Raw genomic sequence first — 25460 nt, 5'->3', positions numbered from 1 at the left:
ACGCAGCTAGCCCTATCACCCCCGCGGAGAAGCTCGATGAATAAGGAAACCTCGCAACATGGCGCTCTTGAACTCGGCACCGGGTTGGAGCGATTGACGGCCAAGGGCGCGTCGCGGCGCGACGTGCTGCGCGCGATGGCGGCGGCCGGGATGATGTCGGTGACGGGTGCAGGCCTCCTGAGCGCGAGCGGCGCGGCGTTCGCGCAGGCGAAGCCGAAGCAGGGCGGCAAGATCCGGGTGGCGACGCAGTCCGCTTCTGCCGCCGACACGCTCGACCCGGCCAAAGGCGCGCTTGCCACTGACTATGTCCGCGGCTTCATGTTCTACAACTGTCTGACCGAACTCGATTCGCATCTCGGCGCGAAGATGGCGCTCGCCACCTCGCTGGATACGAAAGACGCGACCGTGTGGGTCGTCAAGCTGCGTTCCGGCGTGCAGTTCCACGACGGCAAGGCGCTCGCGCCGGCCGACGTGGTGTATTCGATCATGCGTCACAAGGATCCGGCGACCGCATCGAAAGCGAAGACGCTAGCCGACCAGATCAAGGAAGTGAAGGCGACCGGTCCGAACGAAGTGACGATTACCCTGGACGGCCCGAATGCCGATCTGCCGGTGATTCTCGCCACCTCGCATTTCCAGATCATCAAGGACGGCACCAAAGATTTCAAAACCGCGGTCGGCACCGGCCCATTCAAGCTCAAGGAATTCTCGCCAGGCGTGCGTACGGTCGGCGTGAGGAACGAGAAGTACTGGAAGCCGGGCCTGCCGCATCTGGACGAAATCGAACTAGTCGGCATTGGCGACGAATCGGCGCGTGTGAACGCGCTGCTCTCGGGCGACGTGCAGCTGATCAACGCGGTGCATCCACGGTCGACCACGCAGATCAAGGGCGCCGGCGGTTTTTCCGTGCTGGAGACGAAGACCGGCCAGTACACCGACCTGATTGTTCGCGACGAAGCCGGCATCACCGGCAACGACGATTTCCGGCGTGGCATGATGTACCTGCAGGATCGCGAGCAGATGCGCCGGGCGATCTTCCAGGGCTACGGCGCGATCGGCAACGATCAGCCGATCGACCCGACGAATAAATACTATCTGGCGGGCCTGCCGCAGCGACCCTTCGATCCTGACAAGGCGAAGTTTTATTTCCAGAAGGCAAAGCTCGGCAGCGCGCCGCTGCAGATCTTCGCGTCGCCGGCCGCAGACGGGTCGGTAGAAATGGCGATGCTGCTTCAGCAGGTTGCGCCGCAGGCGGGCCTCAACCTGCAGGTAAGCCGCGTCCCGGCCGACGGCTACTGGTCGAATCACTGGATGAAGCATCCGTTGGGCTTCGGCAATGTCAACGCGCGTCCCAGCGCTGACGTGATCTTCACCCAGTTTTTCAAGTCCGACGCACCATGGAACGAAGCGAACTGGAAGAGTCCCAAGTTCGACCAGATGCTGCTTGCGGCGCGTGGTGAGCCGGACGACGCGAAGCGCAAGAAGATCTACGGCGATATGCAGGTGCTGGTGCATGAAACCGGCGGCATCGGCATTCCGATGTTCCAGAGTTCGCTCGACGCCCATACCGACAAGCTCAAGGGGCTCGGCTCGATTCCGCTGGCCGGCCTGATGGGCTTCATGTTCTCGGAAAATGTCTGGCTGGAAACGTAACCTGAAAAGCTTTCGAGCCCGACCGGCTGGAAAGCCAAACGGAGCGAATCGGTCAACATCCGCGATATCAGGTACGCCGCTTCGAAGCGGCGCCCGGGTTCATAATAGGAGGAGACATTTCGATGAAAACACCTGTGCAACGACTCGTCGTCGCCCGCCTCGGCCTCGCGCTGCTCACGCTGCTGCTGGTGTCGGCGGTCGTGTTCGGCATCACGGGGTTGCTTCCGGGCGACGCGGCCCAACAGGCGCTCGGCCAGGCGGCAACCCCCGAAGCCGTCGCCGCCCTGCGGCATCAGTTCGGTCTCGACCAGCCCGCGCTGCAACGCTACTTCGAGTGGCTCCTTCATGTGGTCAGCGGCAACTTCGGCACGTCGTTGTCGAACAATCTGCCCGTCAGCCAGCTGATCGCGACGCGTCTGCCGAACTCGCTGGTACTGGCGGGTCTGACGGCGCTGGTCTCGGTGCCGATAGCGCTGTTGATCGGTATTTCATCGGCGATGTTCCGCGGCTCTCTACTCGATCGCACGCTCAACGTGCTGACGCTCTCCACGGTCGCCGTGCCCGAGTTTCTGATCGCCACCATCGCCGTGCTGATCTTCGCCGTCAAGCTGCGCTGGCTGCCCGCGTTGTCGTATCTCTCGGAGGTCCATTCGTTCGGTGCGCTGCTGCGCATCTACGCAATGCCGGTGATGACGCTGTGCTGCGTGCTCGTCGCGCAGATGGCGCGCATGACGCGCGCCGCGGTGCTCGATCAGCTCAGTTCGTCGTACGTGGAAATGGCGGTGCTCAAGGGCGCCTCACCGGCGCGTGTGGTGCTACGGCATGTGTTGCCCAACACCATCGGACCGATTGCCAATGCGGTGGCATTGAGCCTGTCGTATCTGTTTGGCGGCGTGGTGATCGTCGAGTCGATTTTCAATTATCCCGGGCTCGCGAGCCTGATGGTGGACGCGGTGACCAACCGCGACATGCCGCTCGTGCAGGGGTGCGTGATGGTGTTCTGCGCGGCGTATCTCGCCCTCGTGCTGATCGCCGATCTCTGTCAAATCGTCTCCAACCCGAGGCTACGTCGATGATGAGCCAACCTACCAATCCCCCCCCCATTCCGCACGCGGACACGGAACTGTACGACGTGCAGCGCGACGAACTGGTCGTCGAGCCCGCACCCGTCGAAGCGGTCGCGTTGAAGCAGGGCATGTTCAAACGTCTGGTGCAGCGCTTCTCCGTACTCGGACTGATCGGTCTGACGGTGGTCGCATTCTGGCTGCTGGTCGCGTTTGTCGGACCGCTGGTCGCGCCGTATAAAGGCGGTGCGCTGACGTCCACGGAAATTTTCGGCCGCTACAGCGCAGCGTATCCGCTCGGCACTGACTATCTGGGTCGCGACATGCTGAGCCGGATCCTCTACGGCGCGCGCTACACGGTCGGCCTCGCGCTCGCCGCGGCGGTGCTCGCCAGCGTAATCGGCACGTTCTTCGGACTGCTCGCGGCGGTGTCGGGCCGCTGGGTCGACGAAATCCTGAGCCGTCTGTTCGACGCGCTCATTTCGATTCCGAGCAAGGTGCTCGCGCTCGTCGTGATCGCCGCGTTCGGTTCGTCGATTCCGATGCTCACGACCGTGGCTGCCCTGGCTTATATCCCCGGCGCGTTCCGCATTTCGCGCTCGCTCGCGGTGAACCTGATGGGCCTCGAATATGTGCAGGTCGCGAGAGCGCGCGGCGAACGCATCTTCTATATTGCGCGGGTCGAGGTGCTGCCCAACATGATTCATCCGATGCTCGCCGATTTCGGCCTGCGCTTCGTGTTCATCGTACTGCTGCTGAGCGGGCTGAGTTTTCTTGGTCTCGGCGTGCAGCCGCCGAATGCCGACTGGGGTTCGCTCGTGCGCGAGAACATTGGCGGCCTGTCGGAAGGCGCGCCTGCCGTGCTGATGCCGGCTGTCGCGATCGCGACGCTGACCATCGGCATGAATCTGCTGATCGACAACATGCGGCGGCGCCGCCATAGCCACGGAGGTGCATGATGGCTGATCGTGCTGAGCGGGACATGATTGAGGTGAAGGGACTGCGGGTTACCGCGGGTGTGGCACCGTGGCCGGTAAGCGAGATCGTCAAGGGCGTCGATTTTTCGGTGAAGAAGGGTGAGGTGCTGGCGCTGATCGGCGAATCGGGTTCGGGCAAGACGACCATCGCATTGTCGCTGCTCGGCTATGCGCGGGCGGGCTGTTCGATCAGCAGCGGCTCGGTGCGGATCGGCGAGGTCGACGTGTTGTCGCTCGATGCCAAAGGACGCCGCGCTTTGCGCGCGCGTACTGTCGCATATGTCGCGCAGAGCGCCGCGGCGGGTTTCAATCCGGCGCGCACGATCATGGATCAGGTGACGGAGCCGGCGCTGCTGCATCAATTGATGACGAAGGAGGCCGCGCGGAACAAAGCGGTTGGCCTCTTTCGCGCGCTTGCGCTGCCTGCACCCGATACGATTGGCGACCGTTATCCGCATCAGGTATCCGGCGGGCAGTTGCAGCGCCTGATGGCCGCAATGGCGTTGATCACCGATCCAGCTGTCGTCGTGTTCGACGAACCGACTACCGCGCTCGACGTGACCACGCAGATCGAAGTGCTCGCGGCCTTCAAGAAAGTGATCTGCGAACTCGGCACGACCGCCGTGTACGTGTCGCACGATCTGGCTGTGGTCGCGCAGATGGCGGACCGCATTGTGGTGCTGAACGGCGGTGCCGTCAAGGAGAACGGCGTGGTCGCGCAGGTGCTCGACGCACCTGTCGATGCCTACACACGTCAGTTGCTGGCCGCGAGGCGCCACCCGGAGTCGTCGTCAGAAATGCCACAGCAGGCCGGCAAGCCCGTTCCGCCGGTGCTCGAAATTCGGGGACTGGCCGCAGGCTATGGCCGCATCGACCGATCAGGCGTACCCGCCGTGTGTGTGCTCCACGACGTAGGCCTCTCCATTCCTCGCGGTAGCGCGCTCGGGGTGATCGGCGAATCGGGTTCTGGGAAGACCACGCTCGCGCGCGTAGTGGCGGGCCTCGTCGACCGTACACGCGGCGAAGTACTTTTCAACGGTGAGCCATTGCCCGCACAGATGTCGCGCCGCACGCCCGAGCAGTACCGGCAGATCCAGATCGTGTTCCAGAACGCGGACACGGCGCTAAACCCGAGCCATTCGATCGCCGACATCCTGGGTCGTCCACTCGCGTTCTATCATCATCTGCGCGGCGCTGCCGCGAATAAGCGCATGCTTGCGTTGCTCGATCTGGTGAAACTGCCCGCCTCGATCGCCACGCGCACACCTGCCGGTTTGTCCGGCGGCCAGAAGCAGCGCGTGAATCTCGCGCGCGCGCTCGCCGCCGATCCCTCGCTGATTCTCTGCGACGAGGTGACGTCCGCGCTCGATACGGTGGTCGGCGCGGCGATCCTCGACCTGCTCGCGGAATTGCGGCGCGAGCTGGCCGTGTCATACATGTTCATCAGCCACGACATTTCAACCGTACGCGCCATCTGCGACGAAGTAATCGTGCTGTACGCGGGACAGCGAGTGGAAGCGGGACAGCGCGACGTGCTCGCCGCGCCACCCTATCATCCGTACACGGGTTTGCTGGTCGATTCGGTGCCTGAGTTGAAACCGGGCTGGCTCGACGCGCGTCGCCATGTCGCTGCCTGCGCACTACCGGCGATGGGCGAAAGCGCCGCTGTCTCCGCGCTGTGCTCATTTCGCGCGCGCTGCCCGGTGCGCATCGACGGTATGTGCAATACGACGCCGCCGCCGGTCAGAAAGTTACCTTCCGGTGCTGAGATTCTTTGCCACCATTCGGCCGCCGAGCTCAGCCGTTTGCAGGCGCTGGAGACGATCCCGGCATGAACCAGCGATTTGTACGGCTCGCGGAAACGGACCGCAAGACCTTCCCTATCATCGTGGACGGCGTCGTGCGCGAGGCCGCCGAAGGCGACACGCTGATGGTCGCGTTGCTCACCAGCGCGAGCGCGTTGCGCGATTCCGAATTCGGCGATGGCCGCCGCGCCGGTTTCTGTCTGATGGGCGCCTGCCAGGATTGCTGGGTGTGGTCCGCGCAAGGCGAGCGCGTGCGTGCGTGCAGTACGCCCGCGACGCCCGGCATGTCGATTGTCACGAAGCTGGCTGAAGCCGGGGAGGGCGTATGGCCCCGCGTGTAGTCATCATCGGGGCCGGGCCGGCGGGCGTGCGCGCCGCGCAGGCGCTGGTCGAGGCGGGGCTGCGGCCCACCGTCATCGACGAAGGGCGCCGTGACGGCGGGCAGATTTATCGGCGTCAGCCGGAAGGGTTTTCTCGCAGCTACGCGACGCTCTATGGCACCGAGGCCGAGCGCGCCGCGTCGCTGCATCAGAGCTTCGATGCGTTGAAGAGCCGGATCGACTATCTGCCGGACACACTCGTCTGGAACATCTCGCCGAACACCGTGCATCTGGTGAGCGGCACGCGTTACCGGACGCTCGCGTTCGATTCGCTGATCGTCTGCAGCGGCGCGACGGACCGGCTGATGCCAGTCAAGGGCTGGCACCGGGCCGGCACTTACAGCCTTGGCGGCGCGCAGGTCGCGCTGAAGTCACAAGGCTGCGCGATCGGTTCGCGCGTCGTTATGATGGGCAGCGGTCCGCTTCTGTATCTGGTGGCCGCGCAGTACGTGAAAGCGGGCGCGCGGGTTGCCGCGGTGCTCGACACCTCGACGTTCATGCAGCGCGTGGCCGCGTTGCCGCGCCTGCTCGCGATTCCCGCCGCGCTCAGAAAAGGCATCGCGTTGACCCGCGTGCTGGCCGGCGCGCGCGTGCCGGTTCATCGTGGCGTGCAGCCGCTCGAAATCAAAGGCTCGCCGCAGGACGGCGTGAACGCGGTCGAGGTCGTGCTGTCCGGTGGCAAGTGCCTCGAATTGGCATGCGATGCCGTCGCGCTCGGTTATCACCTGCGGCCCGAGACGCAACTCGCGGACCTTGCCGGCTGTCGTTTTTCGTTCGACGGGAACACGCAACAGTGGCTGCCGCAAATCGACGCCGACGGTCGTAGCAGCATCAAGGGCATCTATCTGGCGGGCGACGGCGCGCGCGTGCGCGGCGCCGACGCGGCGGAACGCTCCGGCCGTCTGGCGGCGCTGGCCGCTTTGCAGGATCACGGCATGCCGGTCGACGGCGTGGAGCGCTTGCGTGCCGAACTCGTGCGCTTCACGCGTTTTGCCGCGGGCTTGCGTGAGGCATTTCCGTGGCCGTCGAAATTCGCAGCGTCGCTGCCGGACGAAACGATTGTCTGCCGTTGCGAAGCGATCACGGCGGGCGAACTGCGTCGCGTGGTGCGCGCGACCGGCGCGAAGGAAGCCAATCGCGCCAAGGCGTTTTCCCGCGTCGGCATGGGCCGCTGCCAGGGGCGCTATTGCGGGCATGCGGGTGCCGAAATCATTGCCGCAGCAGCTTCTGTGCCGCTGTCGTCCGTGGGACGGCTGCGCGGCCAGGCACCCGTCAAACCGCTGCCAGTCGCACTGACCGAGGAGGCTGGCGAATGAGCACGACAAGCAAAAACGAAGCCGATGTGATCGTGATCGGCGGCGGCATCGTGGGGACGACGACGACCTTCTTCCTGCGCCAGCGCAATCGCTCGGTCATCCTGCTCGAACGCGGCTTGACGGGCCAGCAGGCGAGCGGCGTGAACTACGGCGGCATTCGGCGGCAAGGCCGCGCATTGCCGCAACTGGCAATGGCGAACCGCGCGCTGCGTACGTGGCAACGCTCGGCGGAACTGCTCGGCGAGGACATCGAGTTTATGGCGTCGGGCCATACGCGCGTGTGCTATCACCAGAAGGACGTCGAGAATTTCGATCAGTACGCAATCGACGCGCGCGCCTGTGGTCTCGAGCTCGAAGTGCTGCACGGCGAAGCGACGTTCAGGCGTTTTCCGTTTCTCGGCCGCGAGGTGCTGGCGGCCTCGATCTCGCCGCTCGACGGCCATGCCAATCCACGCCTTGCCGCGCCCGCGTTCGGCCGCGCGGCAGCGCGGCTAGGCGCACATGTGATCGAGGACACGGAAATCGTGCGCGTGGAAAAAGATGGCGGGCGGTTTCGCGTGGAAAGTGCGCGCGGCGATGTTTACTGGGCGGCGCAGCTCGTGATCTGCGCTGGCGTGTGGGCAACGCGTCTTACCGAACAGTTTTGCGAAACGGCGCCCATCACCGCGCGGGGTCCTCAAATGTGCGTGACTGAGCCGGTGCCGTACGTATTCAGGTCGTCAATGGGTGTGTTCACGTCGATCAAGGAAGAGAGCATTTACTTCCGCCAGATTCCGCGCGGCAACATCATTGTCGGCGGCGGTCCTGCCGGTCCGGCCGATGCCGTGACGAGCCGCGCCTCCGTGTTGCCAATCAACACGGTGCGGCAACTGGCGCAGATGCGCCGGCTTGTGCCCGCGTTGGCACCGCTGAACGTGATTCGGGTGTGGAGTGGCGTGGAAGGCTACCTACCCGACGGAGAGCCGGTGATCGGTCCGAGCAGTCAGGTCGGCGGTCTGTTCTACGCGTTCGGCTTCAGTGGGGCCGGTTTTCAGATCGGTCCGGGCGTCGGCGAAACGCTGGCGGAACTCGTCGATACGGGCAGCACGGCCATTCCCCTCGACGCGTTTTCCATCCGGCGTTTCGAGAACCAACCGGCGGCCCGCTCGACCATCGTGACGTCATGAAACAGTCCATCAGCCTCACTGCCGCCCGCGCTTTCATCGAAGCCCATTTCGACGAACCGGTGACGCTCGCTCAACTCGCCGCGTTGTCCGCACTCAGCGTGTCACGCTTCGCCACGTTGTTCAGGCAGCAATACGGATCGTCGCCGTATCGCTATCTCTGCGGCCTGCGGATTCAGCGCGCGCAGACGCTCTTGCTCGAAGGCGTGCCGGGATCGATTGTCGCGACGGAGGTCGGCTTCTTCGATCAGAGCCATTTCGGCCGCCATTTCAAGCGATGCTGCGGCATGACGCCCAGCATGTTCGCTCGGCGCACCGCGACTCACGGCCGCCGCCTTGTCGGAAGGTGAGCTTAAGCAGATGGGCGCAAAGCCTGCCGCGGCCGAAGCCCGGCGATTCAACGAGGTCGCCTCTCACTGGGACCGGATATTTTTACGGGCATGGATCGTTGGAGATCGAGAACGAATGCTTTATCAGGAAGGCCAGGTTCGGCCATGCTCTACCCTGCCAGCACTGCAGGACGCTTTGGCTGAATGCGAAGAAACGTTCCGCGGCGGCACAGTGGCGTAAAGCGGCACCTTCGATGAGATCGGCGGCCGGCGTCAATGCCGCTATGCCTGCGCTTGTCATATGAGCCAACGTTGGAACCACACAGTGATGTTCGATCGCAGCATTACTGTCGCGCAATGCGGTGCACGCGCCGACCGAAAGGCTGGAGAGGGATGGGTTCATTCGCGGACATGCGAGCAAAAAGGGTACACCCGCCTGCCGATTCGAGTGCGTGCCACGAGCGGCATTTTCTTCTGTTCGGGATGCGATAAACAGTTACACAAGCTGACGAACAGCGACTACGATCTGGCGGCTGAATGCAGAGGCGTGCGCCAACAAAGCGTTAGAACTGAAAGCCGAATCACGTCACACCCAATTTCCGCCACAGTAGTTCCAGTTGCGGCCCAACACAACCTGCATCTGGCAAAAAGAATCTGAACGACTGGAACACAACATGTCCAAATTGCAGCAAGCAGTATCGGAGCATTGCAGCTCCCGATCGTTTGTCGATCTCCGGAAGTTCGCGTCGGATAAAAGCCAGGGGATTGAGGCGACTGGTTCGGCCGACGAGAGCCGCTTCCTTTCTAGTCGCCGCGTGCTAGATGGGCCGCCGGGCCCCGTGAGCGTGGGCGTGATAGCGCTCGACGCCGGACGCGGTAAGGTGCCGCCCCAGCCGGTAGATGAATTCATCATCGTTGCGGAAGGCGAGATCACGTTGACGCAGGCAGAGCATGCGCTAACGCTGGGGCCAGGCGACAGCGCGGTGTTGGGTCATGGCGCAGAGTTTTCCTGGTCGGCGCGAGGGCCCGTATCGATCATCTTCATGCGTTACCACGGCAGTCAGTATGCTGACGGGAAGATTGTCCCGATCGAGCACGCGCCGCAGCTGGAGCCGTCCGGAACGCCGCCTGCGGAATTGCTACTCACGCCCGCGCCGGTCTGCCGCAACTTCACGGACTACCGCTCTGCGGATGGAGAATTTGTCTGCGGCACCTGGGATTCAACACCCTATCACCGGAGTGCAATGTTTTATCGCCATTGCGAGCTGATGTATCTCCTGGAAGGCAGTGTCACATTCGTGGACGAATCCGGCAGGACGGGGACCTTCGAGCGCGGTGACATTTTCCTCGTCGAGCAAGGCGCGCAGTGCAGTTGGGATAGTCGTGAGCACGTCGCAAAGGTATACGCGATTTATCGTCCGGCATAACGACGCCAATCGTCCGCGGATCACGCCCCTGATGTAGCTTCGCCCGCAGGCAGTCCATGTCTGCGGGCTTTTTTTGACGCGCCAGCGTGGGTGCACTCGCGCAAATGCAAGTTCAGTCATAAGAGGAGCAGACCCTACGATGCTTTCCCTGCGGTGACGGCACGTGCACCACGTGCCTGCGGTCGCGCTCGCCGCGCAGCCACGCGCGCAGGCTGATCACCAGCCTGATTGCATCAAGCCGGTCAGTCTTGGCACGCCGCTTGTGGCGCTCGACCGGAATGCTCGCTGCATCGACCACATGACACTCGATACCGCGTGCCCGTAGCGCCCGATAGATCCAGAACGCGTCCTGGCCGGCTTCATAACTCACGACAAGGTGCACGCCCGCGGGCAGCGACCACTTCAGCTTCTGTTGTTCGATCACTTCCAGCACGGCCTGTAGGCGCGCGGGGGCTTGCGGTTGAGCTACGGTGTACACCGCCGGCTGCTCCCGCTGCCCGTCGTGCAACGCTACCTTCCACTTCGCCGCGGCGAGTTCGAGCGACACCGCCAGCGCCGGTTCCTCAGTACGCGTGTACCCCTGATCTGTACGCATCGATGCCATGGTAGAGCGATTTCGTCTTCTTCATCACGTCATCTTTGCTGACCAGCGCGCGAACGTGACAACGCCGTATCACTGATTGACGCGATCCTCGGTGGTCTGAAGCATCTCAAATGAACGACCCGGCATTCAGTATGTCGATGGCTAAGACGCATAACACCGCAATCGCAGTGATGGTAAGGCGCGCGCCAAGCCGATATGAGCGGATCTTCTCAGCCCGACAAGGATGGCCAGGCGGTTCGGATCTTCTGCGACGGAGCAACCATCGTGCAGAACGCTGCTTCGACATGCGAAGCAATTGAGCAGACATAAATGACCTTGCACGGGAAAATAGCTCAATGAGGCGACTCGATAAAGTCGACGTGAGGGAATCACCGACTTGTCCTGGGTATAAACGCCATTGCACGTGTCGCGAAGTTCGATGCGAGACGTCGATCGATGAGTGGCCCGCAGACAGGACAAGAGTACGGTCCGCCGGTCACGCCGCCACCCGGTAAGGACGCATTGACGGAGTAACCCCCATAGGAGGGAAGACGTTCCAGGAACCGTCATCGTGTCGAAAGAAAACGATAGTTAGCGATCCCTCCGGCCGTGCCACGCCGACGCGCACGAAGCGCCTTCGGTCGGAAGCAGTGCGACTGAACTCCACCACGCGTACAGGCGTTGCGATAGCAGGTCCGAACCACTTGCCGACGAGCAGACGCAACGACTTCTCACCGAAACTCATATGAATCTCCTATCAGCGGGCTACGTCGTTTTCATGCCATTCAAGGGTGCCTAGACGCTTCTGTTCAGGCGCTCAGCCATCCCTTCCATTATAGGTTAAGCAACCTATTGAGCGAAAGTGTTTACCCATTTTCAGGGTAAACACTGCGCTTCTTGGTCGTTCGGATGGCGCAGAATTACCAGTGTATTCAATAGATTACCTATCCAACGACGCATATGGGCCTATACTACGTCTGGGTTATTTAACCTAGACAGTCGTTGACCAGACACTGGCGCACGCTGAACTACCAGGCTATGAGGTATGGCCGCCTGAAGCGTTCGTTGTCTCGACTCGCGTCAATGGCCCCACGAGCGAAAAGTCGCGCCGGTAGCGAGGCGACGTGCAAGATGGAGTAGTGGTGAAGAAATTGACACTCAGTTCGGCAGTGATGCTTGAACGACGGGGTACTGACCCCATCAAGCGGCGGGGTAGCCGTCAGAGCCGAATTCCCGAAATCATCGATGTATCGATCAATGTGCTCGTCGCGGCGGGCTACGCTGGGTACACAATCAACCGCGTTGCCAATGACGCAGGCATTCGCTTGAGCACGTTACAACACTATTTTTCGACCCGAGAAACGCTGCTGCGCGCTACGATCGAAGAGATCGCCAGGCGGTATCTCCAGCGATTCCGACACTTTACGGACAACAAAAGCCACTCCCCGCAGGCACGGCTTGAGGCAATCGTCGACGATGCCTTTGTCCAGCTAACCAAACCGGGTCCCCCCGCGGCCATATTAGAGAGTTGGGGCTTGGCGTTGCATGAACCGTTCGCACGGGACGTCGTCCTGGAGATGCAAAAGCAGTTCACGCAGCTTTTCGCGGACCTCGTGGGGGAGATCAATCCTGGCTTATCAAGTGCCGAATGCGAGTTGCGCGGCGCACTGATCGTGTCAAGCTTGGAAGGTTTGGTCGTCTTCCTTCAGTGGAGCAAGGACACCGCTTTAAAACTGGAGGTTTACCGTAATGCTGTAAAAGTCGTATGGAGTGGACTGAGCAGGGCTGGTGACTGACGCATCAGCCAATCGCCCGGCCTGAGTTGTGTCTGTGCGCTTAAGTTTGATTCCATGTGTCCTGTTGGCTTTAGCGACGCCGACGTGGCGCTGTTCGAAGCCGTGCGATGCGAGTGCGTCCATCAACTGAAGACCGCCCATGCTCGCATTGGCGCTCGGCGGTGATCCGACCGCGTTGCCATCAGCGCTCGGACTTCACCGTTCAGCACACATGGGCGCATAATTGAGCGCCGCTCTGTCGGCGATAGCTCTACGCCGCAAACTGGCGGTGTCGGAGCGGCTAAAAGCCCGCCTTACGTGCGCCCACAGATGCGTCGCTATGATCGAGATACGATCCCTGTATGCGGGTCGCCGGCAGTCTTCACAAGGCAGTCGAAGCGTTTAGCGGCAAGAATTCGGCATAAAAGGCGGCAAATGCGGCGTGCAGGTGCGCGCGGCGTCCACCCCGGAACCCGTGTGCGTGGACGTCTCTCGGAAAAAAGCCTCATTTGCCTTTCTGCCGGCAATTATGAAGGGTCGGATAGTTTTGGGTATCCGACCTTCGTTCGCGGAAATCGGGGTGAAGGGTGACCGGCTGAACCGCGCGCCCGACAGCGCTGTCTCGCCTGCCTGCTGATCGATAGGGAAGTGACGGGCGTCCAGCCAATCCAAGCGGCGAGTGCCGAACCGCGACCGCGAGATAGGGACAATCTGCGATTGAACCAACGCCCCGGAGCCGGCCAGTATGACTGAGCGCATGCAATTTGACATCAAAGAAATGAGCAAAATTTTGACATGACATGCTTGGATAATTCGCAATCCTATTCGGTTAGACGTGCCCGGCTTCAGAGTTTCGGACGTGTGGTACCTATAGCTGGTCTGCTTGGATGTCAGTGCGAACGTCACTGACCTCGGTGGTCAAGCAATAGTTAATTGCCACTGCGTCGGCCTAAGGCACGGGTTCTTCTGTTGCACCAGCCCCAGAATGTTTCGTTTCCGCGTGCGCGAGTCATGCGTTGCTGACCTCACCGAAACGCGCCGATCGTTGTTGGCCTGCCTCCATCTCGGTAGCCCGGCCGAAGGCACTTCACGCCGGACTGCTGCGCTCGACGGTTTATTCAGGCGGCAGTAGGCGTAGGCGCGTTTCAAAAATTTGCTGGGCGAAGGCGTTTTCGAACGCGGGTATTCGTTTGAAGAATCCTGCCCTTATCTCGGAAAACCCGGCTCAGCGTTTTGATACGGGCGCGGGCTGCCTGCGCGGCCGTGCGCCGGACTCGGGGGCATATGGCTCCCGAGTGTTCCGATAAATCACAAGGATTTCAGCGGATTTCGCCCGAGTGGACCGAAGTGTTACCGTCCGCTCGAAGCGGCGTCCGTCATGAGAAGTCCCCTTGGGGAGGCAGCGCACTGTCTCTACTTCTCACTGGCGATGGCCAGCAAGCGGCTGCGCAGCAAAGCGGTCGTCCGTTCGACCTCTTTGGGCGTCAACCGTTCCATGTAAGCCGCCGTCAGAAGGGTTAGCGGATGGACGCCCAGCACGTCTGCAAGTTGCTCGATCTTCCCCAATGTTGGAGATTTCAGGCCGCGCTCGACCGTACTGATGTAAGTGCGGCTGGATACCAGTCCGAAATCTTCCTGTGTCACTTCGGCGATCTGCCTGAGTTGTTTCAGTGCTTTGCCGAAAGCGGCGTTGGAACGCATGCAAGTCCTCCTGATAAAGGACCTGATGAACTCATTGAGAGCGCTAAAGGGCTACAATCTATAGTGTTCATTTGCTATTATTCGGGCCACCCTGGCCGGGCAGGTCAGGGGTACCGCCTTGCGGTGCCTGACTCTGCGAGATATCTTTGGTCGATCTCTGTTTGAAGCGGTCGGCCAGATCCGGATCGGGGAGACCGAGGCCAACACACATGCAGGGCGAGGAATCTGCGTGCCGTTTGCACGGGCCGACAACGCATTGGAGGCAGATAGATGCACCGGAGGCGGCCTGCGCAGCGATGTCGGGCCGACATCCAAATGCAATCGTGGTTCGGCGGGTTTTGGAAGCAGCGAGATGTTCCCTGAGAATGTTGGATTGTCTTCAGGGTGCCGACATGGTCATCGAGCAGTTAGTTAAGACAGAAAGCGTTTGAGGTAGCGGCTGTATGTTTATGACAAGTGAAATTAACCGTGTGCCTGCGTTGAACGTGCCTTTCGGCGGGTTGCCCGGCAGGGGCGTATGGTCAGCGGTTCAGCAACTGTTACCGCGGGACGTCCTGATTCTCAGGGTGTCGCGGGCGCGCTCGCGGGCCGTCCCGACGATCGTGATGCTGGACCTGCCCGCAACCGCTGCGACGCTCGAGCAGTTCGTCGGAGGGGATGTCGTTCTGCGCGACGCGGCCGTACTGAGTACGAGGCTGGCACGGGAGGTCGGCCAGTGGACGCTCGAACCGCTTCGCGAGATCCGGGTGGGCGCAACCGAGTACGAACATCGCGGCCAGGGCAAGCAACTGCTCACGGTGACCCGGTTCACGACCGCTGCGGGGCGGACGTTGTCGGTGCCGTATGCGCTTGCGACACAGCCCGCGCGCGGCAGGCGGCTCTGGCGCGCGAAGGCGCCAGCCGCACCGGCTAGTGCCTAATCCTGGCTCGCGGTGGATGTGCATCCGGACGTGGGGCCGGGCATGGCCATTGGGGAGCCGGACAGGCTGCCGCGCGGGCGGGGAGGCGTCGTGCTGTATCCCGATTTCGATGGAGGGTGCTTCACCCGGAGGACGTGTGGCGCCGTCCGGGCACCGGGCGGTATGTCGCGAGCCCGCCGGGCCACGCGCTGTTTGAACACGCGGCGCTGCTGGCGAACTGCCTTGAGCCGCACCCCACGCTGAGCATCGTGCTGTCCACGAGCTGGGTGCGGGTGTTCCGCAGCGTGCGCAAGGTGGCCCGCCGTCCGCCGCCGGAGTTGCGTCGGCGCGTGGTCGGCGCGACCTTCCACAGCCGGATGGATCGGGTGTGGTTCCGGTCCGTGCCGCGGGGTGTGCAGGTCTGGGCGACGTGTGCCGGCGGCGCACAGACGCATGGCTCGCATTCGACGACGATGAGGCAGGCTGGCCAGCGGTGTGCCGGAGCCATCTGGTGCGTACCGATCCCGTGCTGGGCCCCAGCGCGCCGGCCGTGTTTAGGGAACTGCAGACGCGGCTTGGCGCGATGCACGGTGAGGACAAAGGCTGGTGATGATAATCCGCCTATTATCGCGGCCAGCGCATCACCGCCGCATCCGCTGCCGCTTCAAGAAGGGATTGACATGAGCAGACGCAAGCGGGCGATGGAGCTTCCCGACGAAACCTCCGAAGCGCTGCGCGCGCGGCTGCGGCGCTTCGTGCGTGCGACCCGCGACGAGGCGACTGGGGCGACCGCGGCCGTCCCGATCCCGTTTCCCACACACGTGACGGTGCTCGCCGGGCCGCTGCGGCGGATCCGCGGCGCGCGCGAACACCGGATGGTGTCGGTGCCGGAGGTGCGGGCTGGGTTAGACGCGCGCAGGGAAGACGGCGACAAACCCTGATCAGCCCCGGGCGGGTTCGCGCTGGGTGACACGGGACGAGCCGACGGCAACATGACGAAGTAACGGACATGACGGATACACACTTTCACGGCGCAATGCGGTGGCCACTGCCGGCTGAACCCGAGCCGCAGGCCGGCTGGAACAACCGGTATTTCCTCGACACGGAATTCACCGACTTCCGGCAGTGCCAGCTGCTCAGTCTCGCCCTCGTGGGCGAGAACGGGTACGAGTTCTACGGCGAGCGGACCGATTTCGATCCGGCGCTGTGCAGCGACTTTGTCCGCGCCGTGGTACTGCCGCAGCTCGGCCAGTCCGAGGGGCGCGCGATGCCGTTTGCAGCGCTTTGCGAGGCACTGCGCGCATGGCTCATGGCGGTGCCGGGCGACTCCGGGCCGGTGCTGTGCTACGACTACGAGACGGACCTGGCCCTGTTGCGGTTCCTGCTGGGCGGCCCGCTGCCGCGTGGCTGGCGGCTCGAGAACATCGCCGGCACGCGCAACCCGGAGCGACGCGCCGCCTACTACGCGCGCCATGGCGGCGAGCACCATGCGCTGCATGACGCGCGCGCCAATGCCTATGCGTGCACCGGTTGAAGCCGGGCGGCTGCCGGCCGGGCCGTCGTCCGGTTTCCGGACGTGCGGACGCATTTCTTCGCTCAAACAGAAACAGCCTCATGAAGGGGATCAGGATGGCCGGGATGCGTGTGTGGATTCCACGATCCGACGTACCGCGGATTGCACAGCGCCTGCGGGACCGACGCAAGGCGTCAGCGATGACACAGGACGATCTCGCGGTCAGGGCGGGGGTGGCGAAACCGGCCCTGGTGCACCGGGAGAAGGGAAGGTGGCCCCACACCGTCGCAGCCGCCACCGTGAACGCGCTGGAGGCGGCCCTGCAGGTGCCGCCGGGTTGGCTGCTCCGTCCTGAAACGCAACCGTTGCCGGACCCCGTGGTCAATGCAGCGGATGCCGTCGCCCGCGAAGGAGAGGGTGCTTGCGAGACGCGCATTCCCCCGTCCCGGTGCCGCGAGATCGGCCCTCACGCGCGGCGGCTGCGCAGTGAACTGGGCCTGTGCGTTGCGGAGGTGGCGCGCGCCTGCCATGTGTCCCGTCCCACGCTGTTGCAGTGGGAACAGGGGACGTTTCCGAAGGCGCTCACCGTGGCGCGCCTTCGCACCTGGGAGCGCGCCCTGCTGCTCGCGCCCGGGCAACTGCTGGCGCCGCCGGCGTCGCATCCCGGGGTAGGCGATGGCCGCTGGCGCGTGACGATCGACACTGAAACGCTCGAGGCCGCGATCCATCGCGTCGCGGCGTGCCTCGCCACCCGCGGACGCAACCTGCTCCAACCGGAGCAGCCGCTCGATGCAAAGGCCGCGCGCGATGCCGACCTGCTGGCCCACCGCTATGGGGTGGGCGCGCATCGCTGGCCACTGGTCGACGTGGCCGTCTCATACGGGATCGATCCGTCGCACGCACGCCAGACCGTGGCGCGCCTGGTTGCGCGCGCAGCCGGGTTCGCCTTCAGGATTCCGGTGCTGGATGCCATGCTGGCGGTGGGCGCGGCGGGCTTTTCGTTCACGACCGCCGTTTCTGATGGCCGCATGCGTGACCTGCTGGGGCCGTCGCTGTCCATGGAGCACGCTGCGGCATTCGCCGGCGAAATACTGTCCCGGCGGGTCACCGGTGCTGATCCTGGCGAGGCGGTGGCCGGCACCCGCAGGCCGGCGAAAGCGGCGAACGCTTCGCTGGCCGCGGACGTCGTCTGCGAAGGCACGCGACCTGCCTGCAACAGGTCGCAAGTGGCGCAAGGGGCGTAGCCAGCCTCGCGCCGGCCCGGCAGGGCGGGGTATGGGGAAGGAGAGCGCGAAAGCCATCGAAAGCGAGAACGCCTGCGTGGCGCAGCAGGGGCTTCCACTCGACGGGTACAGGAAGTTCTGACGGAGCGTTCTGCTGTCCGGGCGGAGCCACCGGGACGGAGGCATTCGCCGGGGGCGCAGGCGATCGCAGCGCAGGTTCGGGACCTCGACGCGATGCGCGTCCGCGCAACTGCGGTACCGGATGACAAGATCACAAGGAAAGGCGAATGCTTCGAATCACCATTGAATTGCTGCCCGGTGGACGGGAAGACGGAAAGCGGATCATCGCGACGGCGGACATTGCGCGCGTGAGGTCCGGGGCTCTTGCGGACTACAGGGTGGCCCTGGACGATGCGGTGCTCCGGCAGGTCGGCGAGCGGGCCACGGTGCGCGGCTATCCGAGATGGGCGGGCAGCGTATGGGATCTCGTTGCGCGCTGTGTTGCCGCTGCGCTGAATCAGGGCCGCGAAGCCCTGCCACCGCGACCCGCGCCACCGCAGGTGACGGTTCACGTGAATGACGCAGGCTACCGTTACGTGCGTCTGGATGAGATTCCCGAGCCGGCCAGAACGTACTTCGACAGGAAGCTGGCTGGTTCGGGCATTCCTGACCACGGCTGTGCTTTCGCGCACGACTGGTTCGACTTTCTCAACGGCCAGCGCTGATGCCATTGCGGTGCGCCGTGCTTTGTAGCAAGTTGCAGCCTCGCACAACATGTCGACCAGATCAACCAGCCGTCGCCGCACTCGACACCCCACAGGGAGAAAACCGTTGGGACGGTATCCAGATCATCAGCGACTGTCCGGTTGACGTCGAAGGTGAGCGGGTATTTTGCCCGCAGGATGCCTGACAGTTCTCACGCACCGTTCTCTCGCTCCCATTCCTGTACCGCCATTGCAGCAACGGGATCGATTGTCCCATAGCGAAAGGCTCTCCGGAACCCGAGTGCGGTGCACGGTCAGTGATGAGCGATGATGGCGTTCTGGAATGCGCTGTAAATTTTATAAGCGTCAGGCAGCACGGCCGCTCGGCCAACCTGCTTCTCGCCATACACCCTATACGCCGGGCATCGGAGATTGCGACAATGGCGCTCCCTGGAGCATATTGCGGTTATCGACTCGAGTCTGTCATGGCCGCATTCAGATCGGCTGCTCCATCGGGAAGAAGGAATAAGGCCGGCGCACCTCGCGAACCTTTCTGGCCAACCGGGATCGCATGATGAACAGTGAAATGAGAGGCGGCTGTCAGTGACGCCGCGGACCGCATCCAGTATCTGCGCGATTGGTCGCCGACAATCAGGGCATCGGCTAAACGCTCGCAATAGGGACAGGGATTCATGAGTACCAGGAACCACATCAGGTATCAGGCGAAAGAGGGTGATCAGCCCGGCTGGGATCTCTACACCGAGATTTTTGAGCCGGAGGACGTCGTGTATCTCGAGCTCAACGGAGTAGCCGCTGAAGTCACGATGCTCGGCAACATGGAGCGCGGCCCGGGCACGGTGCTGTTGCGCCTGCCGGTCGACACCGCGAAGCAGCTTGGTCTCGTGCCGCCGGAGTGGGAAAATTCGGACTGGGGAAAAGGATAGGTCATGCGCGAATACCGGGACAGGACGGTGCAGGAGGTCGCGGCATGCACATGCGACCGCTGCGGCCGGCGCATGACGCCGGTTGACGATCAGTGGGAGTGGTACGAAAAGATGTCGCTCGATTGGCGTGGCGGCTTTGGCTCGATTTTCGGCGACGGCGCCCATGTGAGCCTTGACCTTTGCCAGCAGTGTGTCCGCGATACGCTGGGGCGTTGGCTTCGCGTCGATCCGCCGTCCGGACCGGATGGCTCAATGCAAGCCCTGAAGGGCGTCGTGCCCCGACCCAATGTGCCGGTATCTGTCGACAGGATGAATCCCTGGGAATTTCACGAGCGCGACTAGAGGGCTTACCGCCCCATGCGGCTTCGCGCGTCGCTCAGACTGCCGATCATGGATTGCCGTTTCTCACGGGGCATCCCGAACTCACCGTCGCGACACTCAGGCGGCTCGTTACCTTCGGTTGAACAGGTTAGCCTTATCGCTGAACGAGTCTTGTCGACCGCATCGCCGCCGGTGCGACGTTGGGAGTTCAAGCGCAGATAACAAGGGACCGGTCGTTCATGACGGCGCCTCAGAGGTAGCAGCTCGGCCATACCCGACGTTCAGGTATCGCATTTGTCAGGCAGCAACGAGTCACTTTGCCGACATTCGCACTTCGGCGGCGGCGAACGTCAACTGCCACTGCAACCGAATGCGTACTTGCGACCCGGAGCCGACGTAGCGCGTCGAGCCGGCTGAACGTCGGTTTGCGGTCTGAATTGAGCCAATCAAACTGAGTCAGAAAGGGTTGACCTGGCAAAGGAAAGCGGCCACGATCTTCCGTGCGGGTGCTTTCATTTTAGTCACCGTCGCTATGATTGCATCGACGCAACACTTATGGTGAAAGCGCGCATGCGAAAGAACAAATCTGCCGGCCCGACTCTGCTTCGCGTTGATAGTCTGACTGATGAACCGCTTTGCCCGTGTTTGCTCTTGCTCGATACATCGGCATCAATGAGTGGCGTGGCTATTGCCGAGCTGAACGCGGGAGTGAGCGCCTTCAAGGACGAATTGACCGCCGGCACGGCGTCCACTAATAGGGTCGAGGTGTCGGTCGTCACATTTGGCCCGGTGCAGGTCAGAACCGCCTTTCAGTCGGTATCCGACTTCGTTCCCGCTCGTCTGCACGCATCCGGCGACGCCCCGATGGGCGCTGCAATTCGGCAGGGGCTTGAATTGCTGAGCCAACATAAGGAGGAATACCGTCAGCGCTGTCTTGCTTACGTTCGCCCGGCGGTGTTTCTTATTACAAAGGGATTTCCAACCGACAACTGGCATTCGGCTGCCACTCTTATACGTGAAGCAGATTACAAGGACCACGTCAGTTTCTACGCGGTCGCTGTGAGCGACGCAAATATGGAAGTTTTACGGCAGGTCTCAGGTCGCGAACCAGTTAAGCTAGACGGGATAAAATTTTTGGATTTTATTTCAGATTCCGGCTCAACAAGCGATGAACGATGAACCAGATATCCTTCGCAAGCTTCTTCGCGAGATAGACGGGCAGCGCAGTCATTTCAGTTTTTATAGGTCATTTGTTAATTATTCGGGCTCGGTATGATCCACGGGAGTGTCCAAATGCAACCCACAAATAACCCATGGAACTCTCTGGAGGTGGTCAAACTCATTGTCGGAATATTAACGCCGTTTTCAGTTGGTGCCTTTGGTTGGTTTATAAGTCGCCGTCTGAAACGACTCGAACTCTCGCAATGGGCAAATCAAAAATTGATAGAAAAAAGGCTGGCGATCTATGATTCCGCGGCGCCTTTACTCAATCAGCTCTTATGTTTCTATACATGGGTAGGTCACTGGAAGGACGTTTCGCCGGAAGATGTCATTAAGGCCAAACGCGAGCTCGATAAAATATTTAACATTTATCGTCATCTTTTTAATGACGACATCTACCAAGCATACCAGTCGTTCATTCACGCGCTTTTTGAAACATTCGCAGCCCCGGGCCGAGATGCCAAGATCCGCTCTCACATTCAAGGATTTGACGGCGATCGAACTAGCCATTGTTCATACACGTGGAACCCAGAGTGGTCTCAGAACTTTTCGAACGGGAATGTCGTAGAAAAAAAGGAGGTACGGGCGCAGTACTTTCGGCTTATGAACGCTTTAAGCGGTTCACTGGGCGCCGAGAAGTAGCTGCCCCGACGCGTATGTCGAATTTCAGCAATTTTGGAGCCTTTCCGCACGTTAGATGGCCGCTTTGAGCGGAGTCACCCCCTACCTCAGCGCGAGAAGTGTCCCTCACACGGCTGCGGCTCGCAATTCGGCAGTGAGTCGCGCTGTGCAGCCGGTCAGCGGGGTCAACGGTGCCGGCAGAAGCCTCGTTGAGACATATCGTACGGCCTGTTAGATAGCGAGCCTGCGATCAGATACCCGCCCGGATCACCAACAAATTGCGGACCGTTGCCGTTACTAGGCCATACCAAGCATCGGGGTTGAATCTGGAGTCGCATCTCATCGCGGCCACAGTTCAGGGGTTGAATCTGGAGTCGCATCTCATCGCGGCCACAGTTCAGGACTTGCAGCGGCCGAATTCCATCAGAAGCGGGCAACTGTAGGTCGGTTGATCGGCGGTCGCGAGCGTCAGGAACTGGCCGTGTGCTGCCTCATGCAATAGGCATGCGCAGCCCGAACGTCGCAAGGCTGTAATCGGCTGCACGCGACCCGAAGCCGTCCTTCGAAACATCGTCGCGGCGAGGGCGGCTTTCGATGTCAAGCGGTAAGCCGCCTCGACAAAAGCAAATTCGACGCCGCCGCGGTGAAAAATTACGAGCCCCCAAGAACGGTGTTGACGGCGGTGTAAAAGCGCGGCTAGACGTCGGCAAGGATAAAAAGATAAGCAATAAGCGACCGACGCCGCTGTCGGCCTACGGTGAAGGTTAAAACGGATCGTCTACGTCGCTCAGGTGAGGGTTCACGGGAGCAGCGCGTTGTTCGTGCTGCAGTTCATGGAGCACGAACTGGTAGTGCATACAGATTCGTTCGCGTAGATCGTCGAGGAGTTCGATGATGGCGAGCGCCTGATCGGCGGACCAGTCATCGGGGATCAGGAAGTCGAGCCCACAGGTGATTCCGGAAGGCAGGTGAAGGCGCGTCATGATGTCTTCCTCTCGGCCTTGGCCGCACTACGTTTCTTCGAGCGTTGCTCTGCGCGTTCACGTGCCTCCTTCACGCGATAGGACTCGCCCTCGATCACGACGACTTCCGCGCGATGCACCAGTCGGTCAACAAGGGAGACGACGCAAGCCGCGTTCGGAAACACCTCATGCCATTCTCCGAACGGTCGATTTGTCGTAACCACCGTTGATGCAACGCCGTATCTCCTGCTGACGAGTTCGAACAGCAGATCAGCGTGGCGGTTCGAGTACGAGAGGTAGCCAACCTCGTCGATTACGAGAACGTCGGGTGAGGCATAGCGGTTCAGTCGGCGGCGCAAGGCCGAATCGCTATCGAGCGCGGCCAGTTCACCGAGCATCTGGCCGGCGGTCGTGAACAAAGCAGTGTGGCCATGTACGATTGCCTGATAGGCGAGATTGAGCGCCAGTGTCGATTTGCCGACGCCGTTCGGGCCGATCAGCACGACGTTCGCGGTGTCCTTGACGAACTCAAGCGCCATCAGCTCTTCGACGGCGGCACGATCGCACCGCCTGGGCCAGGCCCAATCAAAGTCGCACAACGGTTTGAAGCTGCCTAGGTGCGCATCACGGATACGCCGCTCCAGAGAGCGGCGACCGCGCTCGTCCTCTTCCCACTGCAGCAGAGGCGTAACCCACTGCTCCGCCGCCACGTCGGGCCAATGCGCCAACAGTCCGTACAGGCGCAAGGCGTGCGCGCGAATTTGCAGCTCATCAGGCGTGTTCATCGCCGTCTCCCGCGATCTGGTCGTAAATGTCGAGTCGGTGGGGTGTTACGAGCGTGTCTTTCTTGCGTACGTGTTCGGGCAATGGAATTGCAACGGGCGGAGGTGCCTGGCGCGCTTCGCGCCGGCGCTCCAGCGCCAGACGTACCGGATTCGGGTGAGGTGCAGCACCACTGGCGAGAGTCTCCTCAATGGCCGCCTGCAGTTCGGAGGCGCCATAGCGGTCAAGCAGGCGAAGCAGATTGGCTGTGATGTTGCCCAGGTTGCCGCCCCGTTCAGCGGCGCGCATCATCAGCGTCTGGCTGGCCGGTGCCGCCTGGGCCAGATGGTCGAGGCCGCGATGGTGACGGGCCTCGCGTTTGCGTGCAACGAGAGCGTCGATATGTGTAGCAAGTTCGATCTGTGCGCCGCGATCGTAACTTCGCACATGGGTGGCGAGCAGATCGGCGCCGTCGAGAATGCGTACCTGGTGGGGATCGGCCCGTACCGTGAGCGTGCGGCGCACGTGAGTATGGGGAATCGAGTAATCGTTCTGATCAAAGCGAACGTACGGAGTCTTGCCAACCGAGACCGCCAGTTGCAGTTCGCACGGATAGGGATTGCCGGGCAAAGCCAGCAGACTTGGCCGTTCGCGCTCGAAGGCTTCACGCACGGTGATCGTGGGCTCCTCGCGACACGGCCGATTCGCGGCGGGGCCTGCGCACCAGAGCGCCGCCTGAGCATTCAGATCGTCGAGGTCGATGAACTTACGCGCAGCAAAGAAGTTCTCGCGGACGTATCGGATTGCACGTTCGACACGGCCCTTCTCGTTGCCTCGCGCAACGGCCACAGGACGGGGCTCATAGCGATGATGGGCGGCGAACGCGAGGAGTTGAGGATTGAACCGGATCGCGTCACCGTGCCGCTCAAGGACGGCGCTCTTGAGGTTGTCATAGAGTAGGACCCTGGGCAGACCGGACCATGTCTCGAAGGCGCCTGCATGGCCGGCCAGAAAGCTGTCCATGCGGGCATCAAGGAAGAAGCGCAGGTAAATCTGCCGCGACCACGACAGGACCATCACGAATGCCATCAACGGTCGGCGTGCGCGACCAATCTGCAGGTGATCGAAATGGGCCCAGTCGACCTGTCCTTGCTCACCGGGCAGTGTTCGAAGACGCAAATAGGCCTCAGTGATCGGCCTTGGACGGTGCACCGAGATCAAATGCCTGAAGTGGTGGTGATTGCCCCGGTAGCCGCGCTCGCACACCATCGCATAGAGACGGCTGGCCGTGAGTGACGGAAACTTCTTCAGCGTCTCGTGGATGAACGGCAGGTATGCGTCGATCTGTGAAGGTCGTTGCAGGCCACCGATCCTGGGAAGTCCAGCTTGCGCCAGCACCCGATGAACCGTTCCGTGGTGAACATGCAATTGGCGCGCGATGGTGCCGGCACGCCACTTCTCGACGTGGTAATAGCGCAGGATTTGCGCCTCGAGTTCTGCTCCGATGGTCATGGGTCGTGTCCTGTGAAGTCTGTAGCAGTACGAACATGTTGGAAGACCCGGGCACGCAGCGGCCCGAGGCGCACCAACGCCGAGCAAGCACGTTGACAGAAGTGACAGTGGGCGGGAAAACGCCTGGCGATACCGGGAGTCGTTGCTTTGGCCGATGTTGTCGGGGGCGCTTGCAGTAAAGCATCAGCGGCAGCCGCCGCGGAACCCTGATGTGTCACTTTATTTAAACGAGTGCGATAGCGGCGCATCCGTTCGGCGTGCGCGAGGCGTCCATTGCGGCTGCGTTGGTATCGGCGACCGGCCTCCCGAACGCTGCTCTGGCGAGCGGCCAACGAGCAGTCGCCGTCGCAGTAGATCTGGCCGCGATCGCACCGGCGGCAAACGATGACTTGCACCCGGCAACGCGCGCACACGTAAAAGCGACCTCTGGCCGGCATCGAAGAATCCCGTCAATGCCGAGGCGATATCGACAGAGCCAGAGAGGAGTGCAATACTCATTGCACACCCATGCTCCGTGCACGCGGTGGGGTCTGACATCGGTGTGAACTTGGCGGTTTGGGCCGGTGTCAGGCCGTTTCTTCGGCGGTGAACTGTTCTTCTACCCT

Annotated in this window: 24 protein-coding genes and 2 pseudogenes; 21 read left to right on the top strand and 5 right to left on the bottom strand. The window is 62.0% G+C overall.

Going from position 1 to position 25460, the window contains the following annotated elements:
* Positions 1-36 precede the first annotated feature (36 nt).
* The 10 genes from F6X39_RS30880 to F6X39_RS30835 all read left to right on the top strand — a co-directional run bounded on the left by F6X39_RS30880 (position 37) and on the right by F6X39_RS30835 (position 10114).
* The gene (locus tag F6X39_RS30880; protein ID WP_187619377.1) at positions 37-1653 is read left to right on the top strand and encodes an ABC transporter substrate-binding protein; all 1617 of its coding nucleotides are present in this window, start codon (positions 37-39) and stop codon (positions 1651-1653) included.
* A 122-nt stretch (positions 1654-1775) separates the two neighbouring features.
* Positions 1776-2729 carry an ABC transporter permease gene (locus tag F6X39_RS30875; protein ID WP_187619376.1) on the top strand — a complete coding sequence of 318 codons (954 nt, stop codon included), beginning with the start codon at positions 1776-1778 and terminating at the stop codon, positions 2727-2729.
* Positions 2726-3676: an ABC transporter permease gene (locus tag F6X39_RS30870; protein ID WP_187619375.1), complete on the top strand. Its 951-nt coding sequence runs from the start codon at positions 2726-2728 to the stop codon at positions 3674-3676. The genes F6X39_RS30875 and F6X39_RS30870 overlap by 4 nt, the downstream gene beginning before the upstream one ends.
* Positions 3676-5529: an ABC transporter ATP-binding protein gene (locus tag F6X39_RS30865; RefSeq protein WP_410450567.1), complete on the top strand. Its 1854-nt coding sequence runs from the start codon at positions 3676-3678 to the stop codon at positions 5527-5529. Before F6X39_RS30870 ends, F6X39_RS30865 begins: the two co-directional genes overlap by 1 nt.
* Positions 5526-5840, top strand: a complete 315-nt coding sequence (locus tag F6X39_RS30860; protein ID WP_187619373.1) for a (2Fe-2S)-binding protein — start codon at positions 5526-5528, stop codon at positions 5838-5840. The genes F6X39_RS30865 and F6X39_RS30860 overlap by 4 nt, the downstream gene beginning before the upstream one ends.
* Positions 5825-7195 (top strand): NAD(P)/FAD-dependent oxidoreductase, encoded by a 1371-nt coding sequence (locus F6X39_RS30855; RefSeq protein WP_187619372.1) that lies wholly within the window; start codon positions 5825-5827, stop codon positions 7193-7195. Before F6X39_RS30860 ends, F6X39_RS30855 begins: the two co-directional genes overlap by 16 nt.
* Positions 7192-8361, top strand: a complete 1170-nt coding sequence (locus F6X39_RS30850) for an NAD(P)/FAD-dependent oxidoreductase (RefSeq protein ID WP_187619371.1) — start codon at positions 7192-7194, stop codon at positions 8359-8361. Before F6X39_RS30855 ends, F6X39_RS30850 begins: the two co-directional genes overlap by 4 nt.
* Positions 8358-8708, top strand: a complete 351-nt coding sequence (locus F6X39_RS30845; protein WP_187619370.1) for a helix-turn-helix domain-containing protein — start codon at positions 8358-8360, stop codon at positions 8706-8708. The genes F6X39_RS30850 and F6X39_RS30845 overlap by 4 nt, the downstream gene beginning before the upstream one ends.
* Before the next feature lie 10 nt (positions 8709-8718).
* A complete protein-coding gene (locus F6X39_RS37715; protein WP_410450572.1) occupies positions 8719-8928 on the top strand; it encodes a DUF2848 family protein in 210 nt (69 codons plus the stop codon).
* 433 nt (positions 8929-9361) lie between these two features.
* Positions 9362-10114, top strand: a complete 753-nt coding sequence (locus F6X39_RS30835) for a cupin domain-containing protein (RefSeq protein ID WP_187619368.1) — start codon at positions 9362-9364, stop codon at positions 10112-10114.
* Between the two features lie 133 nt (positions 10115-10247).
* Here the strand turns inward: F6X39_RS30835 and F6X39_RS30830 are convergent.
* Positions 10248-10709 (bottom strand): annotated as a pseudogene (locus F6X39_RS30830) (IS110 family transposase); the annotation flags it as partial.
* A 1130-nt stretch (positions 10710-11839) separates the two neighbouring features.
* Here F6X39_RS30830 and F6X39_RS30825 point away from each other — a divergent pair.
* Positions 11840-12493 (top strand): TetR/AcrR family transcriptional regulator, encoded by a 654-nt coding sequence (locus F6X39_RS30825; protein ID WP_187619367.1) that lies wholly within the window; start codon positions 11840-11842, stop codon positions 12491-12493.
* Positions 12494-13885: 1392 nt separating this feature from the next.
* Here F6X39_RS30825 and F6X39_RS30820 read toward each other — a convergent pair.
* On the bottom strand, positions 13886-14173 hold the full coding sequence (locus tag F6X39_RS30820) for a helix-turn-helix domain-containing protein (protein WP_184050748.1): 288 nt from the start codon (positions 14171-14173) through the stop codon (positions 13886-13888).
* A 605-nt stretch (positions 14174-14778) separates the two neighbouring features.
* On the opposite strand from F6X39_RS30820, the gene F6X39_RS30815 reads away from it, so the two are divergent.
* The 10 genes and pseudogenes from F6X39_RS30815 to F6X39_RS30775 all read left to right on the top strand — a co-directional run bounded on the left by F6X39_RS30815 (position 14779) and on the right by F6X39_RS30775 (position 21640).
* Positions 14779-15093 carry a hypothetical protein gene (locus tag F6X39_RS30815; protein WP_262414874.1) on the top strand — a complete coding sequence of 105 codons (315 nt, stop codon included), beginning with the start codon at positions 14779-14781 and terminating at the stop codon, positions 15091-15093.
* Positions 15094-15209: 116 nt separating this feature from the next.
* Positions 15210-15440, top strand: a pseudogene (locus F6X39_RS37710) (HAD domain-containing protein); the annotation flags it as partial.
* 312 nt (positions 15441-15752) lie between these two features.
* Entirely contained in the window at positions 15753-16013 is a 261-nt protein-coding gene (locus F6X39_RS30810; RefSeq protein WP_187619366.1) for a hypothetical protein, read from the top strand.
* Between the two features lie 95 nt (positions 16014-16108).
* A complete protein-coding gene (locus F6X39_RS30805; protein ID WP_316251741.1) occupies positions 16109-16606 on the top strand; it encodes a 3'-5' exoribonuclease in 498 nt (165 codons plus the stop codon).
* Positions 16607-16686: 80 nt separating this feature from the next.
* The gene (locus F6X39_RS30800) at positions 16687-17829 is read left to right on the top strand and encodes a helix-turn-helix domain-containing protein (protein ID WP_187619364.1); all 1143 of its coding nucleotides are present in this window, start codon (positions 16687-16689) and stop codon (positions 17827-17829) included.
* Positions 17830-18095: 266 nt separating this feature from the next.
* Positions 18096-18533, top strand: coding sequence for a hypothetical protein (locus F6X39_RS30795; RefSeq protein WP_187619363.1), 438 nt, complete (start codon positions 18096-18098; stop codon positions 18531-18533).
* 671 nt (positions 18534-19204) lie between these two features.
* Positions 19205-19456, top strand: a complete 252-nt coding sequence (locus tag F6X39_RS30790; protein ID WP_187619362.1) for a hypothetical protein — start codon at positions 19205-19207, stop codon at positions 19454-19456.
* Between the two features lie 3 nt (positions 19457-19459).
* Positions 19460-19798 carry a hypothetical protein gene (locus F6X39_RS30785; RefSeq protein WP_262414873.1) on the top strand — a complete coding sequence of 113 codons (339 nt, stop codon included), beginning with the start codon at positions 19460-19462 and terminating at the stop codon, positions 19796-19798.
* A gap of 549 nt (positions 19799-20347) precedes the next feature.
* The gene (locus F6X39_RS30780; protein WP_187619361.1) at positions 20348-20956 is read left to right on the top strand and encodes a vWA domain-containing protein; all 609 of its coding nucleotides are present in this window, start codon (positions 20348-20350) and stop codon (positions 20954-20956) included.
* A 114-nt stretch (positions 20957-21070) separates the two neighbouring features.
* Positions 21071-21640, top strand: a complete 570-nt coding sequence (locus F6X39_RS30775) for a hypothetical protein (RefSeq protein ID WP_187619360.1) — start codon at positions 21071-21073, stop codon at positions 21638-21640.
* Positions 21641-22383: 743 nt separating this feature from the next.
* On the opposite strand, the gene F6X39_RS30770 is transcribed toward F6X39_RS30775, so the two are convergent.
* From F6X39_RS30770 to istA, 3 genes are read right to left on the bottom strand one after another with little or no spacing between them, the layout of a single operon-like run.
* Positions 22384-22602, bottom strand: coding sequence for a hypothetical protein (locus F6X39_RS30770; protein ID WP_187619359.1), 219 nt, complete (start codon positions 22600-22602; stop codon positions 22384-22386).
* A complete protein-coding gene (gene istB / locus F6X39_RS30765) occupies positions 22599-23366 on the bottom strand; it encodes an IS21-like element helper ATPase IstB (RefSeq protein WP_187619358.1) in 768 nt (255 codons plus the stop codon). Before istB ends, F6X39_RS30770 begins: the two co-directional genes overlap by 4 nt.
* A complete protein-coding gene (istA, locus tag F6X39_RS30760; RefSeq protein ID WP_187619357.1) occupies positions 23353-24855 on the bottom strand; it encodes an IS21 family transposase in 1503 nt (500 codons plus the stop codon). Before istA ends, istB begins: the two co-directional genes overlap by 14 nt.
* Between the last annotated feature and the right edge of the window lie 605 nt (positions 24856-25460).

Source organism: Paraburkholderia sp. UCT2, from assembly GCF_014397665.1.
Classification (GTDB): domain Bacteria; phylum Pseudomonadota; class Gammaproteobacteria; order Burkholderiales; family Burkholderiaceae; genus Paraburkholderia; species Paraburkholderia tuberum.
Note: the sequence above shows the minus strand (reverse complement) of the source record. Positions and strands in the feature narration are given on the sequence as shown.